The following is a 15,458-nucleotide window of genomic DNA, read 5'->3' on the forward strand; positions in this document are numbered from 1 at the left end:
GCGGGCGGCGGCGGGGGCTGCACCGCGCCGCCGCCGCCTCCGCGCGCGCCACGCGGCGGCACGGCGGCCTTGCTCGTCGCGGCGTCGGCGATGTCACCGCTGCCGGAACTCGCGCCCGGAGCACCCGGGGCGCCCGGCGCAGCCGGAATGCCCGCCCCCGGAGTCCCCGGAGCACCCGAAGTCCCAGGGGCGCCAGGAGTCCCCGGCATCCCCGGAGCGCCCGGAGCGGCGGGAGCACCCGAAGTGCCCGGAGCACCCGGCCCCGGGGCGCTCAGCGCGGGCGCCACCGACGTACGGGGCAACTGGCTGCCACCGGACATCAGCGCGGTCGGCGCCTCGGCGGCCACGCTCGGCGGCGGGGTGTCATCGTCGTCGGCACCGGCGAGCGGCGGCGCGAAGACCGTCGCGGGCAGCGGTACCGAGCCCTCGTCCGACGCGAAGGACGACTCGCTCGTGTCGATCCCGGCCCAGGGAGTCGCCCCGGGCGCCGTACCCGGCGCCGAGGCGGGCACACCGTCGTTGGCCGTGGGCTCGTACGCGGCGGCCCCGGCGGACCCGCCCCGCGAGGCGCCGGGCGCCCCGGCCGGGCCGGTGCCGTACCCCCCGGCCTGGGAGCCACCGCCGCCGCCCAGGGAGTTGTTGCCACCGCCTAGGGAGCCGCTCCCCGGACCACCGGAGCCCGCGACGACCGGCCCCCCTGAAGAGGCCGGAGAGGCCGGAGAAGCCGGAGAGGCCGAAGGAGTTGGAGAAGCGGGCGCCGACGACGCGCCCTCCGGGGTCCGGCGGTCCGGGATGCCCATCTTGTCCGCCGCGTCCTGCAACCACTCCGGCGGCGTCAGCAGGAAGGACGTCTGGTTCAGATCGATCCGCGCCGGTGCCTCGGGCGCCGCGGCGGCCGGCGGCTCGCCCCGCGTCCCGTACTCCTCCTCGTACCGGCGTATCACCTCGCCCACCGGCAGCCCCGGCCACAGCGTCGCCTCACCGCTGTCCCGCGCGATCACCAGCCGCTGCCGGCCGCCGTCCGACGTCGGACCGTTCTCCCGGTCCTCCGCCCACACCACGAAGCCGAGGTCGAACTCCCGCACCCGCACCTCACGGTGCTGGTAGCCGGGCAGATCGCCGTTCACCCAGTCTTCCGCGCGCTCCTGCGCCTGCGCGAAGGTCACCACCGCGCTCATCCCTCCACCGGGACGGCGCGCGCGAAGCCGCCGTCCACCATCAGGTTCGCCACGGTCTCCAGCTCCGGCGGGCTGCCCGCCAGCCGCAGCAGGAACGCGTCGAAGTCGTCGCCGCACGGCAGGAGCAGCCGCTCCACCCGCTCCTGGATGCCCCAGCCGTCCCGGTCCCGGGCGTCGTCGTACGCGGAGAACCAGACCGAACCGGTCCGCTCGCCCCGTACCTTCACCGCGAGCAGCCCGCCCTGTACGAAGCCGACCCCCAGGTAGTCCTTGGTGAGATGGTCCCGCAGACACTTGTTGACGTACACCAGGTCGTTGACCGCGGCCTCGTCCCGCACCGTGAAGAGCGGCTGGTCCACCAGGAGTCCCAGCTCCGCGTCGAGCGCGGCGCCCACCGGCGCGCAGCCGCCCGCCGCCTTCAGGAACGAGCGGTAGGCGCCCGGCAGCCGGTAGCCGAGGTCCTCCTCCACGCCCTGCACCTGCTGCTCGCTCACCGACACCGACGCCTTCGGCAGCCCGAAGTGCACCGGCCGGGTCTCCTGGAGCGGACGCGTGCCCCGCTTGCCGTGGTCCACCGGCGAGGTCGCCAGACCGCCGTGGTGCCGCAGCAGCGCCTTCACCTCGACCGGCACCAGCTCCATCCGGCGCGAGCCCGCGACGTGGTGCCAGGTCCAGCCGTGCGGCGTCGTCACGGGCGGGATCGTGTCCCACAGTTCATGGCCCGAGGCGGCCAGCGCGGCGTTCGCGGACACGTAGTCCGTCAGCCTCAGTTCGTCCACGCCGAACCCCTCCGGAGGCTCGGCTATCTCCGCGGCCGCGCGCGCGTACGGCGCGAATTCCGGGTACCCGCCGGCATCCACCCGGACACCGCCGGGATACCGGGAGGCCCGGACCGGGTCCGGGAAATGCACGACCTGTCCGGCGTAGGCCGCGTTCGGTGGCGCGGCTTGCTGCCCGAGCCGACCTGTCGTCATGGCGGTTGCCCCCTGCTGCGCTTCCGGCTGGTTCGACAGCCCTGGTTCAGGACAGCCTATGCGGTGAGGCAAGGGGCGGATCCGACGCTCCTCCGCTGTCCGGTTCCGGCCCCCGCGGGCGGCCCGATCCCGTCCTCGCCCCGCCTCCGTACGGTGACGGTCTGCTACGCCGCCACCGCGGCGCGCCCGGTCCGCGACCGCCCCTCGCACCCGGTGACCGGCGGTCACACCCCGCGTGACGCAGCGACGATTCCACGTCACGATCTACACCGATCCACGCCGATCTACGCGGATCCACTCCCCCAGCTTCCCCACAGTGCGTCACATTTGGCAGGCTGTCCCGGCAACATGGGGGGCGTGACACCAGCGGCTACCGGCCGCCGGTGAGGGGAGGGACCAGCACCATGCACACCGCACAGCACACGGAGCGTGCCGCGTACCCGGCGCGGCGCACCGCCGCCCCGGGCACCGCCCCGGAGGCCGCCGACACCGTCCCGGGTGGCCCGGGCGGCGCCGGTACCGCCCCGGGCGCCGCCGGTACCGTCCCGGGCGAGACCGGCCCCATCCTCGGCGCCGCGGGGTTCTCCGGCGACCCGCGCCTGAGCTGGCGCTCCGCCGAGGCGCAGCTCCCGCCCGTCGTCCGGCAGCGCAGGGACGGCATCCTGCCGGCCGTCGCCGCCGCGCTCTCCGTCCGCGGCGAGACCCTCACCTGCACCGCCGGCAAGGCGGACCAGCCGCCCGCCCTCCACCCTCTCGTACAGGACTTCCTCGACACCCTCACCAGCGGCCAGCGCGAACGGTTCACCGGCCGCTGCCCCGAGGCCATCCTGCTCTCCCGCCACCTCACCGCCTCCGAGGACGCCCGCTCCAAGAGAGCCAGACGAAAACCCCTGACCCACGGCGAGGCCCGGCGCTCCCTCAAGCACTCCAAGCTGACGGCACGCCGTATCCGCGAGGACGGCGACCCGCTGCACGGAAGCTACGCCCCGCCCTGCCGTTCCTGTACGGCGCTGCTCGCCCACTTCGGCGTACGGCCCGTCGACCCCACCGAGAACGGCTGACAGTGATGGCGCACCAGTCCGGTCATCCCCGTCCGCACACCAGCACCCGCTTCCCCGTCCCCGTCGACGCCGCGCTGCGCGACGCCGGCTGGCGGCCCGGCCGCTGGGACATGGAGCAGGCCGAGGAGTGGGCGGACGTCCTGGGCACCCACGTCACCCCGGCCGGTCACCGGCTCAGCGTCTTCCCGGCCGCGGTCGAGGCCTGGGCCGAATTCGGCGGGCTGCGCATCACCGCCCCGGGCCCCGGCCGGCAGATCGCCCCGGCCACCCTCCGGATCGACCCCACGGCCGGCCTCCACCACGCCCGTACCCTCACCGATCTCGGCCGGTCGCTGGAGACGGAGCTGAGCCCGCTCGGCGAGGAGGGCGAGGGCCAGGCCGTCCTCGCCATCGACAGCGAGGGCCGTGTCTACAGCATCGACCACACCGGGGACTGGTATCTGGGGCCGGACATCGACCAGGCGCTGAAGACACTGATCACCGGTCTGGAGCCGGCCCGGCTGTCCTCCCCCTGAGCCGCACCCCCACCCCTCCGAACATCACCGAGAGTTACCTTCGTACGGGGTCCGGCGGCGCTGCGGCCCGGTCGGCACACGCCCTCACACGTCCTCACGCGCCCTCGCCCACCCCCTCGCACACCTCCGTTCGCGAGCGGCCCGCGCACGGTCGCCCCAACTCCGCTGCCGGGGCGCGGATGTGACGGAGGGACGCCCGCCAGGCTCGCACACCCCCACCCCCTTTATCGATCACCCGTACGAAAAAAGTCGCTGACCGGGGAAAATGCGGTTAGAGTAATCGAACGAGAGTACGACCAAGGAGTCGGCTGGGTGATCACGACGGGGTGGAGTGATGGAGGTGCGGCATGGCGGGCTACACCCACCTGCACGTCGCGTCCGGCTACTCCGCCCGCTACGGCGCCGCCCACCCCGAGCACCTCGTCCGGCGGGCGGCGGAGCGCGGCCTGCCGGCCCTCGCGCTCACCGACCGTGACACCGTCACCGGTACCGTGCGGTTCGCGCGGGCCTGCGCCGCCCACGGGGTCCGCCCCCTCTTCGGCATCGATCTGGCGGTGGAGGCCCTCGCGCCGCCCCCTCCGGCGCCGCGGCCCCGTACCCCCGCGCGCGGCGGCGCCCATGTCGTCGAGCCCGCCCTGCGGTTCGTCCTGCTCGCACAGGACCGGGCCGGCTGGGCGCGGCTGTGCCGCATCACCTCGGCCGCCCACGCCGGGACCGCGAGCGGCGCGGCGCCGGTGGCCGTGGGCTGGGAGGCGCTGCGCGCGCACGGCGGCCCCGGCCTGACCGTCCTGCTCGGGCCGGTCTCCGAGCCCGTACGGGCCCTCGCGGCCGGCCGGGAGGATGTCGCGGCGCGGCTGCTGGCGCCGTGGAAGGAGATCTTCGGGGACGGGGTACGGCTGGAGACCGTCCTGCACTCCGGGAACGGCACCGCCCCCGGATCACTCCGGCTGGCCGCCCGCACCCTGGCGCTGGCCGACCGCACCCGTACCACCGCCGTGCTCTCCAACGCCGTCCGCTACGCCGACCCCGACCAGCACCGGCTCGCCGACGTCCTGGACGCCGCCCGGCTGCTGCGGCCCGTCGACCGGCGCCGCCTGGACAGCGGCCAACGCTGGCTCAAGGACGAGGCGGCCATGACGGACCTCGCCCGGCGCATCGCCGCATGCGCCGGGGCCGGCCCCCGGCGGGCGGAGCGGCTGCTGGCGGACACCGCCGCCACGGCGGACGCGTGCGCCGTCGACCCCGCGGCCGACCTCGGCCTGGGCTCCCGGCACTTCCCGGAACCGGCGGTCTTCGGCGCCGGGCCGTACACCCGTGGAGCCGACCCGTACGCCCGTGAAGCCGCCTCGTACACCCGTGAAGCCGGCCCGCGCACGCGTGGAGCCGGAGCCGGCCCGCGCACCCGCGGGGAGGACGGCGCCGGGCGCCTGCTGCGCCGACGCTGCGAGGCCGGCCTGGTCCGGCGCGGCCTGGACCGGGACCGGGCCGCACTCGACCGGCTGGACGAAGAGCTGAACGTGATCTCGACGCTGGGGTACGACTCGTACTTCCTCGCCGTCGGCCAGACCGTCGCCGACATCCGCGACCTGGGCATCCGGGTCGCCGCCCGCGGCTCCAGCGCCGGCTCCATGGTCTGCCACGCCCTGGGCATCGCCACCGCCAACCCCCTCGACCACCGGCTGCTGTTCGAACGCTTTCTGAGCGTGCGCCGCGACTCCCTCCCCGACATCGACATCGACGTGGAATCCGCCCGACGGCTGGAGTGCTACGACGCGATCTTCGCCCGGTTCGGCCGCGAACGGGTCGCGGTCACCGCCATGCCCGAGACCTACCGGGCCCGCCGGGCCCTGCGCGACACCGGACTGGCGCTGGGCATCGCCCCCGCGGACATCGACCGGATCGCCAAGAGCTTCCCCCACCTGCGGGCCTCCGACATCACGAGCGCCCTCGCCGAACTCCCCGAACTGCGCCCCCTGGCCGCCGAGGCCGGCCGGTACGGGCCGCTGTGGGAACTCGCCGAGGGCCTCGACTCCCTGGTCCACGGCATGGCCATGCACCCCTGCGGAGTGATCATCAGCGACGCGACACTCCTGGACCGGCTGCCCGTACAGCCCACCCCCCAGGGCGACTACCCCATGGCGATGGCGGCCAAGGAGGAGATCGAGGCGCTGGGCAACATCAAACTGGACGTCCTGGGCGTACGGATGCAGTCCGCCATGGCCCACGCCGTCGCCGAGATCGAACGGGCCACCGGCGACCGCATCGACCTGGACGACCCGGAACAGGTCCCCCTCGACGACGTCTTCGCGTTCAAACTCATCCAGGAGAGCCGGACCATCGGCCTCTTCCAGCTCGAATCCCCCGGCCAGCAGGACCTCCTCTCCCGGCTCCAGCCCCGCGACCCGCAGGACGTCATCGCCGACATCAGCCTCTTCCGGCCGGGCCCCGTCGCCGGCGGCATGCCCGAGCGGTACATCGCCGCACGCCACGGCGGTACGCCCGACTACGCCCACCCCGACCTGGAACCGGTGCTCGCCGACACGTACGGCGTGACCATCTGGCACGAGCAGGTCATCGAGACCCTGACCGTGCTGACCGGCTGCGACCGCGCGATGGCCGAGATCGCCCGGCGCGCCCTCGGCGACAAGGACCGGCTGCCCAGGATCAAGGCCTGGTTCCACGACCGGGCGGCCGCCCGCGGCTACGACACCGCCGTCCGCGACGAGGTGTGGAGGACCGTCGAGTCCTTCGGCGCCTACGGCTTCTGCCGCGCCCACGCGGTCGCCTTCGCCGTACCGGCCCTGCAGAGCGCCTGGCTCAAGGCCCACCACCCGGCCTTCCTCCTGGCCGGCCTCCTCGAACACGACCCCGGCATGTGGCCACGGCGCGTCATCGTCGCCGACGCCCGCCGGCGCGGCGTCCCCGTCCTGCCCGTCGACGTCAACCGCTCCACGGCACATCACACCGTGGAGCGCGCCGACGGGGAACGGTGGGGCGTACGGCTCGCGCTGTCCGCGGTCCACGGCATCACTGAGGAGGAGACCGCCCGGATCGAGGAGGGCCGCCCGTACGGATCGCTGTCGGACCTCTGGCAGCGGGCCCGGCCCAGCAGACCGGTCGCGGAACGCCTCGCGGAGATCGGCGCTCTCAACTCCCTCCACGACGGCCGCCTCACCCGGCGTGACCTGCTGCTCCAGATCGCCGAGCTGCACCGGCAGTCCCGCCACCGGACCGCGGGCCGGAGGCAACTGCCCTTCGACACCGGCGCCGTCGGCGGGGCGGAACCCAGCGGCCTGCCGGAGATGACCGGACGCGAGGCCCTCAGCGCCGAGCTGAACACGCTCGGCATCGACGTCTCCCAGCATCTGATGGACCACCACCACCGGCTGCTGCGCGAGATCGGCGCGACCGACGCCGCCCACCTCGCCGGAGCGCGCGCGGGGCAGCAGGTCCTCGTCGCCGGGGTGCGGGCCGCCACCCAGACCCCGCCGATCGCCAGCGGGAAGCGGATCATCTTCGTCACCCTGGAGGACGGCTCCGGCCTGGTCGACCTGGCCTTCTTCGAGGACTCCCACCCGGCCTGCGCGCACACCGTCTTCCACAGCGGGCTGCTGCTGGTGCGCGGCACGGTCCAGGTACGCGGCACCCGCCGCACCGTCGTCGGCACCATGGCCTGGGACCTGGACGAGATCGCCGCCGCCCGCCGCGACAACGGCCCCGAGGCCGCGCTCGCCCTCCTCGGCGCCGACCGCCCGCACCCGACCCCCGCCCAGCCCCGGCGCACCCTGGTCAACGGCACCACGGGCGCCCGCCTCCACCCGTACGCCGACCTCCAGCCCGCCGGCACCCGCTCCGCCGACCTGAAGAAGTTCGGCCACCGGAGCCCCGGGAGCGCGGGATGACCAGGCGCCGGCGGCACATCGCCCACCTCCATCTGCACGCCACGCCGACCGAGGCCCAACAGGACGACATAATCGAACTGATGTGCGGCATCACGCCTCATGTCCAGGCCGTCCCGCCCCACGCCGTCCAACTGGACCTGACATCGGCGCTCCGGTACTTCGACCTGTCCCCCTACGACATGGTCCAGACGGCACAGATCAGACTGAAGGCCCTCTACGGCATCGACAGCAGCGCCGGACTCGCCGACAACCGCATGCTCGCCGCCATGGCCGCCGACGCCTCCGCGCCCGGCCGCACCACCTGGGTCCCCGCCGAGCAGGCCGCCGCCTGGCTGTACCCCCGCCCGCTCACCGCACTGCCCGGAATCGGCCGCGCCACGGCGGCCATCCTCACCCGGTACGGCCTGCACACCATCGGCCAGGTCACCGACACCCCCGCGGCCACCCTGCAGCGGCTCCTCGGCGCCGGCCAGGCCCGGCTGCTGGCCGAACGCGCCCGCGGCCACGACCCCCGCCCCGTCACCCCCGGAGAACCGGCCGCCCACCTGACCGCCGACCTCGTACTCGACCGGGACAGCCTCGACCCGGCGCAGCACCACCGCGCCGTCCTGGGACTCGCCGACCGCACCGGCCGGCGCCTGCGCGGCGAACGCCGCTCCGCCGGCCGGCTCACCCTCACGGTGCGGTACGCCGACCGCACCTCCACCACCCGCAGCCGCGCGCTCCCCGAACCCACCGACCACTCCCCCGCCCTCACCGCGGCCGCCCTGGAACTCCTGCACTCCCTCGGACTCCAGCGCGCCCGGGTCCGCGCCTTCACCCTCCGCGCCGACGACCTGCGACCGGCCGCCCGCACCCACCGCCAGCTCTCCCTCGACCCCGGCGAGGACCGCGCCCGGGCCGCCGAAGCCGCCGCGGACCGGGCCCGCCACCGCTTCGGCCCCACGGCGGTACGTCCGGCCGCGCTGGCCGGCGTGGACGAACGCGAAGGTCACTGAGCGCACCGGCCGAGAAGCCCCGCACACCCCCACACACAGCACAAACCCCTCAGGCCGCGGCGCCCCGCCGGTCCGGCAGCACCGCCGACACCCGGAAACCCCCCGCGTCCGTCTCCCCCGACACGAACACCCCGCCCAGCGCCGTCACCCGCTCCCGCATCCCCACCAGCCCGTTCCCCCCGCTCGGCAACCCCGCGTCCTGCGCCCCACCGTCCGAAGGCCCGTTCTCCACCTGCATCGCCACCTCCGCCTCCCGGTGCGCGAGCCGGACCATCACCTTCGCCCCCGCCGCATGCTTCAGCACATTCGTCAGCGCCTCCTGCACCACCCGGTACGCGGTCTGCTCCACCTCCCGCGCATACGGCCGCGACTCCCCCTGAACCATCAGCTCCACCACCATCCCCGTGTCCCGGGACTCACCGACCAGCACCTCGATGTCCCCCATTCCCGGACCGTCCTCCGCGGCCGCCGCGGCCGCCGCCGCGGCCGCCAGCCCCACCGACGCCAGCGGCACCGCCACGGGCACCCCCGCCACCCCGTCCGCCTGCCGCGCGGCCACCTGCTCCCCCGCCCGCAGCACCCCGAGCATCTCCCGCAGCTCCGTCAACGCCTGCCGGCCCAGGTCCCCCACCAGCGCCGCGTTCTTCACCGCCTTCTGCGGATCCTTCAACGCCACCGCCTGCAACGCCGCCGCGTGCACCACCATCAGGCTCACCCGGTGCGCCACCACGTCGTGCATCTCCCGCGCGATCCGCGTCCGCTCCTCCGTACGCGCCCACTCCGCCCGCTGCTCCGCCCGGTCGGCCAGCAACGACAACTCCTGCTCCAGGCTGTCCGCCCGCTCCCGCAGGCTCTCCATCAGCCGCCGCCTCGCCCCCACGTACAGCCCCAGCAGCACCGGCGGCGCCGTCAGCCCGACCGACATCAGGACCGCGACGAGGGGGACGTACCAGCGCGCCGAATCGATCCCCGTGTCCAGCACGTTCCGCGACGTCCGTACGACCGTCACGATCAGCGTCCCGACGAACGACATCCCCGCCAGCGCCCCGGTGATCCGGCGCGGCACCTCGGACGCGGCGAGCGTGTACAGCCCGACCAGGCCCATCAGATAGCCCATCTCCGCCGGGGTGATGGCGATCGCCACCAGCACCACGGCGAACGGCCACCGCCGCCGCACCAGCAGCATCGCCCCGGCGATCAGCCCGAACAGCACCCCCACGGGCACCGGCAGCACCGCGGCCTGAGCGAACCGCACCCCCTCCAGCGCGCACTCCAGCGCCGACAGGACCGCCAGCCCCACGTCCAGCACGACACTCCGCCGCCGCCCCCACCACCAGTAGCCGCGGGCAGCCATGCCCGCGGAGTCCTGATGTGCCCCCGTTGTGGTCATGCCTCCCAGCCTAAAGGGGCCCGTACCCCAATTTCCGGCGACCTTGAGACCCCGAATCACGGCATGACATGCCAGGAACACGAGTCGATCACTCGAACTGATGAATCGCCCGCACATTCGAGCCGGAGGCTCACGTTCCGCAGGACGACACGGAGGGCGAACCACCCCGGAGTGACCCAAGCGGCACACCCCGAGGGCCAACCGCAAGAACACGGGCGACGGTTACTACGGATGCGAGTCGTTCGCGTGCCACAAAGGGCTGAGCTCCACCGTCGCACCGAGGGGCGGCGGTACGGCATAGTAGGGGCTGCAGTCACAGCCGATAAGAGAAATCGGACATAGACGGCAATCCATCCCGGGTCGTCTAAAGGCAGGACAAATGGTTTTGGTCCATTGAATGAGGGTTCGATTCCTTCCCCGGGAGCCTCACAGTTCGGGTCCCGACCTCACCGGTCGGGACCCGTCCTCGTTTACGCCCCGCTACCCCCCGGTATCCTGCGATTGACCATCACCCGAAGCCGAAGGGCATCCCCGTGAGCGCCAACCGCCCGGCAGCCGTCGTCGTCCTCGCAGCGGGTGAAGGTACCCGCATGAAGTCGAAGACCCCCAAGGTCCTGCACGAGGTCTGCGGACGCTCGCTCGTCGGACATGTCGTGTCCGCCGCGCAAGAGCTCGAACCGCAGCAGCTCGTCGTGGTCGTCGGCCACGCCCGCACGCAGGTCGAGGACCATCTCTCCGCCGCGTACGAGGGCGTACGCACCGCCTACCAAGCCGTGCAGCTCGGTACCGGGCACGCCGTGCGGATGGCGCTCCAGGAGCTGGGGAGCACGCCGCACGGGACCGTGGTCGTCGTCTGCGGCGACACCCCGCTGCTCTCCGGCGGGACGCTGAACGCGCTCGCCGCGGCCCATGCCGCCGACGGCAACGCCGTGACGGTGCTGACCGCCGAGGTGCCGGACGCCACCGGGTACGGGCGGATCGTCCGGGACGGGGCGAGCGGGGCGGTCACCGCGATCGTCGAGCACAAGGACGCGACGGACGCGCAGCGGGCGATCCGGGAGATCAACTCGGGTGTGTTCGCGTTCGACGGGCAGTTGCTCGCGGACGCCCTGGGCAAGGTGCGTACGGACAACAGTCAGGGCGAGGAGTACCTGACGGATGTGCTGGGCATCCTGCGTGAGGCGGGCCACCGGGTCGGGGCGTCGGTCGCCGAGGACCACCGGGAGATCCTGGGGATCAACAACCGGGTCCAGCTCGCGGAGGCGCGCCGGCTGCTGAACGAGCGGCTGCTGGTGCGGGCGATGCTGGCCGGGGTGACGGTGGTGGATCCGGCGTCGGTGTCCGTGGATGTGACGGTGACGTTCGAGCAGGACGCGGTGGTGCATCCGGGGACGCAGCTCCTGGGGTCGACGCATCTCGCGGAGGGCGCCGAGGTGGGCCCGAACACGCGGCTGAAGGACACGGCCGTGGGTGCGGGCGCGCGGGTGGACAACACGGTGGCGGACGGTGCGGAGGTGGGTGTGGGCGCGACGGTGGGTCCGTACGCCTATCTGCGGCCGGGTACGAAGCTGGGCGTGCGCGCGAAGGCGGGTACGTATGTGGAGATGAAGAACGCGACGATCGGTGAGGGCACGAAGGTGCCGCATCTGTCGTACGTGGGGGACGCGACGATCGGTGAGTACACGAACATCGGCGCGGCGAGCGTGTTCGTGAACTACGACGGTGAGTCGAAGCATCACACGACGGTCGGTTCACACTGCAAGACGGGTTCGGACAACATGTTTGTGGCGCCTGTCACGGTGGGGGACGGCGCCTACACCGCCGCCGGGTCGGTGATCACGAAGGACGTACCGGCGGGTTCGCTGGCGGTGGCCCGTGGCCAGCAGCGGAATATCGAGGGTTGGGTGGCCCGGAAGCGGCCGGGGAGCGCCGCCGCGCAGGCGGCGGCGTCGGCCTCCGGGAATGACGCGGGGGAAAGCTGACCGGAAAGAGGCGCACCGATCACGGCGTACCGTGATAACTGCACATCTGCACGATTCGGCTGGCTTGCAGGGACTCCTCGCAGGGACGCGCGGGCTCGGCGGCCATCAACACGTCTGAGGAGACAGTGCTGTGACCGGGATCAAGACGACCGGCGAGAAGAAGCTGATGCTCTTCTCCGGCCGCGCCCACCCCGAGCTGGCCGAGGAGGTCGCGCAACAACTCGGTGTCGGGATCGTGCCGACCAAGGCGTTCGATTTCGCCAACGGTGAGATCTACGTTCGTTATCAGGAGTCGGCCCGCGGTGCGGACTGTTTCCTGATCCAGAGCCACACCGCTCCGATCAATAAGTGGATCATGGAGCAGCTGATCATGATCGACGCTCTGAAACGGGCGTCGGCGCGGTCCATCACGGTGATCGTGCCGTTCTACGGTTACGCGCGCCAGGACAAGAAGCACCGCGGGCGGGAGCCGATCTCGGCGCGGCTGGTCGCGGATCTGATGAAGACGGCGGGTGCGGACCGGATTCTGACGGTGGATCTGCACACGGACCAGATCCAGGGCTTTTTCGACGGTCCGGTGGACCACCTCTTCGCGCTGCCGGTGCTGGCGGACTATGTGGCGGCGAAGGTGGACCGGTCGAAGCTGACCGTGGTGTCCCCGGACGCGGGCCGGGTGCGGGTGGCGGACCGCTGGTGCGACCGGCTGGGTGCGCCGCTGGCGATCGTGCACAAGCGCCGGGACAAGGACGTCGCGAATCAGGTGACGGTGCACGAGGTCGTCGGCAATGTGTCGGGCCGGGTGTGTGTGCTGGTGGACGACATGATCGACACCGGTGGCACGATCTGTGCGGCGGCGGACGCCCTGTTCGCGCACGGCGCGGAGGACGTGATCGTGACGGCGACGCACGGTGTGCTGTCGGGTCCGGCGGCGGACCGGTTGAAGAATTCGAAGGTGAGCGAGTTCGTGTTCACGAATTCGCTGCCGGATCCGGGCAATCTGGATCTGGACAAGATCACGGTGCTGTCGATCGCGCCCACGATCGCGCGGGCGGTGCGTGAGGTGTTCGAGGACGGTTCGGTGACGAGCCTCTTCGAGGAGCAGGCGTAACCGAGCGGGCGTGACCGAGCAGGCGTGACCGAGCCAGGCGTGACCGAGCGGCGTGACCGCGGGCCGCTGAAGCCGGTGGCCTGCTGAAAGATCGATTTCTGGGGCGGCCTCTCCGCCGGGTAGACTCATCGAGTTGCTCGGCGAGGGAGGCCGCACCTGTGTGCGGCTGGTCCGTTATCGACGCGCTCTTCGTAGCAGGCCCGTTGTGGCCGGGTGACGTCCCGCGTTTATCCCGCTTAACTTACGAGGAGTGCGTCAGTCATGGCTGAAGTGAAGATCAGCGCCGAGATCCGTACCGAGTTCGGCAAGGGTGTGGCCCGCCGTACGCGTGTCGCCGGCAAGGTTCCCGCGGTCATCTACGGCCACGGCGCGGACACCGTCCACGTGACCCTGCCGGGCCACGAGCTGATGATGGCGCTGAAGACGGCGAACGCGCTGATCAGCCTGGATGTCGAGGGCCGCAGCGAGCTGGTCATCCCGAAGGCCGTGCAGCGCAACGCGATCAAGGGCCACATCGAGCACGTCGACCTGCTCGCGGTGAAGCGCGGCGAGAAGGTCACGGTCGAGGTCGCGGTGCACACCGAGGGTGACCTGGCGCCGGGTGCGAACCTGCTGGAGAACGTCCTCACCACGCTGACCGTCGAGGCCGAGGCCACGCACATCCCGAAGGCCGTGACGGTCTCCATCGAGGGTCTGGACGCCGGTGCGTCGCTCCTGGCGAAGGATGTCACGCTGCCCTCCGGCACGACGCTGGTGACGGACGAGGACGCGGTGGTCATCCAGGTCCTGGCCGCGCAGGCCGAGGAGCCGGCCGACGAGGCCGAGGCGGCCGAGGGTTCCGAGGGCTGATCCTCCGGACGGTTTCACGGGGTGGCGGGCCTGCCGGGCCGGCCACCCCGTTCGCTGTATCCGCAGCCTGTTGTACAGGCCTGTTGTACGAGCCCAGTTGTATGAGCCCCTGCTGTACGAGCCCTGTTGTACGAGCCCTGTTGTACGAGTGCGCGAGGAGAGACGGCGCGGATGACCACGGATGCCAACGCCCCCTGGCTGATCGTGGGCCTGGGGAACCCCGGGCCCGGTTACGCGGCCAACCGGCACAATGTCGGGTTCATGGTGGCCGATCTGCTGGCGGAGCGTATCGGCGGTTCGTACCGGCGGGCGCAGAAGGCGCAGGCCCAGGTGGTGGAGGGCCGGCTCGGCGGTCCCGGTCCGGCGGGCCGGCGGGTGGTGCTGGCCAAGCCGGCGTCGTACATGAATCTCTCGGGCGGTCCGGTGACGGCGCTGCGGGATTTCTACAAGGTGGAGACGGCGCGCATCGTGGCGGTCCATGACGAGCTGGACATCGACTACGGGGTGCTGCGGCTGAAGCTGGGCGGCGGGGACAACGGGCACAACGGGCTGAAGTCGATGACGAAGGCGATGGGGCCGGACTACCACCGGGTGCGGTTCGGGATCGGCCGGCCGCCGGGGCGGATGCAGGTGGCGGATTTCGTGCTGAAGGACTTCTCCTCGGTGGAGCGCAAGGAGCTGGCGTACTTCGTCGACCGCGCGGCGGACGCGGTGGAGGCTCTGGTGATGGACGGGCTGGAGCGCGCGCAGAGCACGTACAACTCCTGACAAGCATCCGCATTCCCGGGCTTTTCGGCGCCTGGGGTTTGACCGGGCGCGTTCCCATGGCCAAGGATCCCGCCCTATGAGCCAGAAGCGGAAGCCCAGAGCGTCCGTCGCGTCCGCCCGTATCGTCACGTTCGGTCATCGGATGGCGATGGGCGCCGTCGTCCTGCTGCTGCTGGTGGCGGGCGTGTGGACGTCGTGGAGCGACGCGCAGCACGTGGTGCTCTCCAAGGGCCGGGAGCACGGAACCCTGACGGTGACCGGATGCGGGGACGGCGTCTGTTCGGGGCGGTACGCGGCGGACGGGCCCGGCGGTGAGCCGGGGCGGATGACGATCGAGGAGTCCGTCGCCGTACGGAAGGGTGACCGGTTCCCGGTGGTGGTGAAGCCCGGGACGAACGAGCTGGTGCGTACGGGCACGGCGGGACTGCTGTACGCATGGGTACCGCTGGGCGGTGCGCTGCTGCTGGCGTCGCTGGTGATCGGGGGCGGGCTGCGGCTGACGCGTACGGCGTGGGGCGCGGCGGTGGCGGGCGGGGTGCTGCTGGTGGCGACGTTCTTCGCACTGTGAGGAGTCGGGGCGCCGTACGCGTACGGCGCCCCGGCTTCAGGCGCTACGGGACTGCCCCCGTGCCGGATCCCTGGGATGCGGCCCGGGGGCAGTCGCACATCGGCCCCCCGTGAACCGCGGTGTCAGCCGGTGTTGCGGAGTGCCGCCGCGACCCCGTTGACCCTG

General features: G+C 72.5%; 11 protein-coding genes, 1 tRNA gene and 1 pseudogene. 10 read left to right on the forward strand and 3 right to left on the reverse strand.

Features of this window, described 5'->3' with window-relative positions; translation table 11 throughout:
• Both ACFXKG_RS40535 and ACFXKG_RS40540 read right to left on the reverse strand, forming a co-directional pair.
• Nucleotides 1-1,178 (reverse strand): annotated as a pseudogene (locus tag ACFXKG_RS40535) (hypothetical protein); the annotation flags it as partial.
• A complete protein-coding gene (locus ACFXKG_RS40540) occupies nt 1,175-2,152 on the reverse strand; it encodes an SMI1/KNR4 family protein (protein WP_384850437.1) in 978 nt (325 codons plus the stop codon). The gene ACFXKG_RS40540 and the pseudogene ACFXKG_RS40535, both read right to left, overlap by 4 nt.
• Nucleotides 2,153-2,556: 404 nt before the next feature.
• Between ACFXKG_RS40540 and ACFXKG_RS40545 the strand changes: the two genes are divergently transcribed.
• The 4 genes from ACFXKG_RS40545 to ACFXKG_RS40560 all read left to right on the forward strand — a co-directional run bounded on the left by ACFXKG_RS40545 (nt 2,557) and on the right by ACFXKG_RS40560 (nt 8,628).
• Entirely contained in the window at nt 2,557-3,213 is a 657-nt protein-coding gene (locus ACFXKG_RS40545; RefSeq protein ID WP_384850440.1) for a YwqJ-related putative deaminase, read from the forward strand.
• 5 nt (nt 3,214-3,218) lie between these two features.
• Nucleotides 3,219-3,728, forward strand: a complete 510-nt coding sequence (locus ACFXKG_RS40550) for an SUKH-3 domain-containing protein (RefSeq protein WP_384850443.1) — start codon at nt 3,219-3,221, stop codon at nt 3,726-3,728.
• A gap of 347 nt (nt 3,729-4,075) precedes the next feature.
• Nucleotides 4,076-7,630, forward strand: coding sequence for a DNA polymerase III subunit alpha (locus ACFXKG_RS40555; protein ID WP_384850446.1), 3,555 nt, complete (start codon nt 4,076-4,078; stop codon nt 7,628-7,630).
• Nucleotides 7,627-8,628: an ImpB/MucB/SamB family protein gene (locus tag ACFXKG_RS40560; protein WP_384850449.1), complete on the forward strand. Its 1,002-nt coding sequence runs from the start codon at nt 7,627-7,629 to the stop codon at nt 8,626-8,628. Before ACFXKG_RS40555 ends, ACFXKG_RS40560 begins: the two co-directional genes overlap by 4 nt.
• A gap of 49 nt (nt 8,629-8,677) precedes the next feature.
• On the opposite strand, the gene ACFXKG_RS40565 is transcribed toward ACFXKG_RS40560, so the two are convergent.
• Nucleotides 8,678-10,018, reverse strand: coding sequence for a sensor histidine kinase (locus tag ACFXKG_RS40565; protein ID WP_384850452.1), 1,341 nt, complete (start codon nt 10,016-10,018; stop codon nt 8,678-8,680).
• Between the two features lie 353 nt (nt 10,019-10,371).
• Between ACFXKG_RS40565 and ACFXKG_RS40570 the strand changes: the two genes are divergently transcribed.
• The 6 genes from ACFXKG_RS40570 (at nt 10,372) to ACFXKG_RS40595 (ending at nt 15,293) form a co-directional block, all read left to right on the forward strand.
• A tRNA-Gln gene (locus ACFXKG_RS40570) sits at nt 10,372-10,442 on the forward strand.
• 109 nt (nt 10,443-10,551) lie between these two features.
• On the forward strand, nt 10,552-12,000 hold the full coding sequence (glmU, locus tag ACFXKG_RS40575) for a bifunctional UDP-N-acetylglucosamine diphosphorylase/glucosamine-1-phosphate N-acetyltransferase GlmU (protein ID WP_384850455.1): 1,449 nt from the start codon (nt 10,552-10,554) through the stop codon (nt 11,998-12,000).
• A gap of 130 nt (nt 12,001-12,130) precedes the next feature.
• The gene (locus ACFXKG_RS40580) at nt 12,131-13,108 is read left to right on the forward strand and encodes a ribose-phosphate diphosphokinase (protein WP_365817040.1); all 978 of its coding nucleotides are present in this window, start codon (nt 12,131-12,133) and stop codon (nt 13,106-13,108) included.
• Between the two features lie 261 nt (nt 13,109-13,369).
• The gene (locus ACFXKG_RS40585; RefSeq protein ID WP_384850458.1) at nt 13,370-13,957 is read left to right on the forward strand and encodes a 50S ribosomal protein L25/general stress protein Ctc; all 588 of its coding nucleotides are present in this window, start codon (nt 13,370-13,372) and stop codon (nt 13,955-13,957) included.
• 171 nt (nt 13,958-14,128) lie between these two features.
• Entirely contained in the window at nt 14,129-14,725 is a 597-nt protein-coding gene (gene pth / locus ACFXKG_RS40590; protein WP_365817036.1) for an aminoacyl-tRNA hydrolase, read from the forward strand.
• 76 nt (nt 14,726-14,801) lie between these two features.
• The gene (locus tag ACFXKG_RS40595) at nt 14,802-15,293 is read left to right on the forward strand and encodes a hypothetical protein (protein WP_384850461.1); all 492 of its coding nucleotides are present in this window, start codon (nt 14,802-14,804) and stop codon (nt 15,291-15,293) included.
• The last annotated feature ends 165 nt before the right edge of the window (nt 15,294-15,458 follow it).

The sequence above is a fragment of the Streptomyces sp. NPDC059255 genome (assembly GCF_042752355.1).
In the GTDB taxonomy this organism is placed as follows: Bacteria; Actinomycetota; Actinomycetes; order Streptomycetales; family Streptomycetaceae; genus Streptomyces.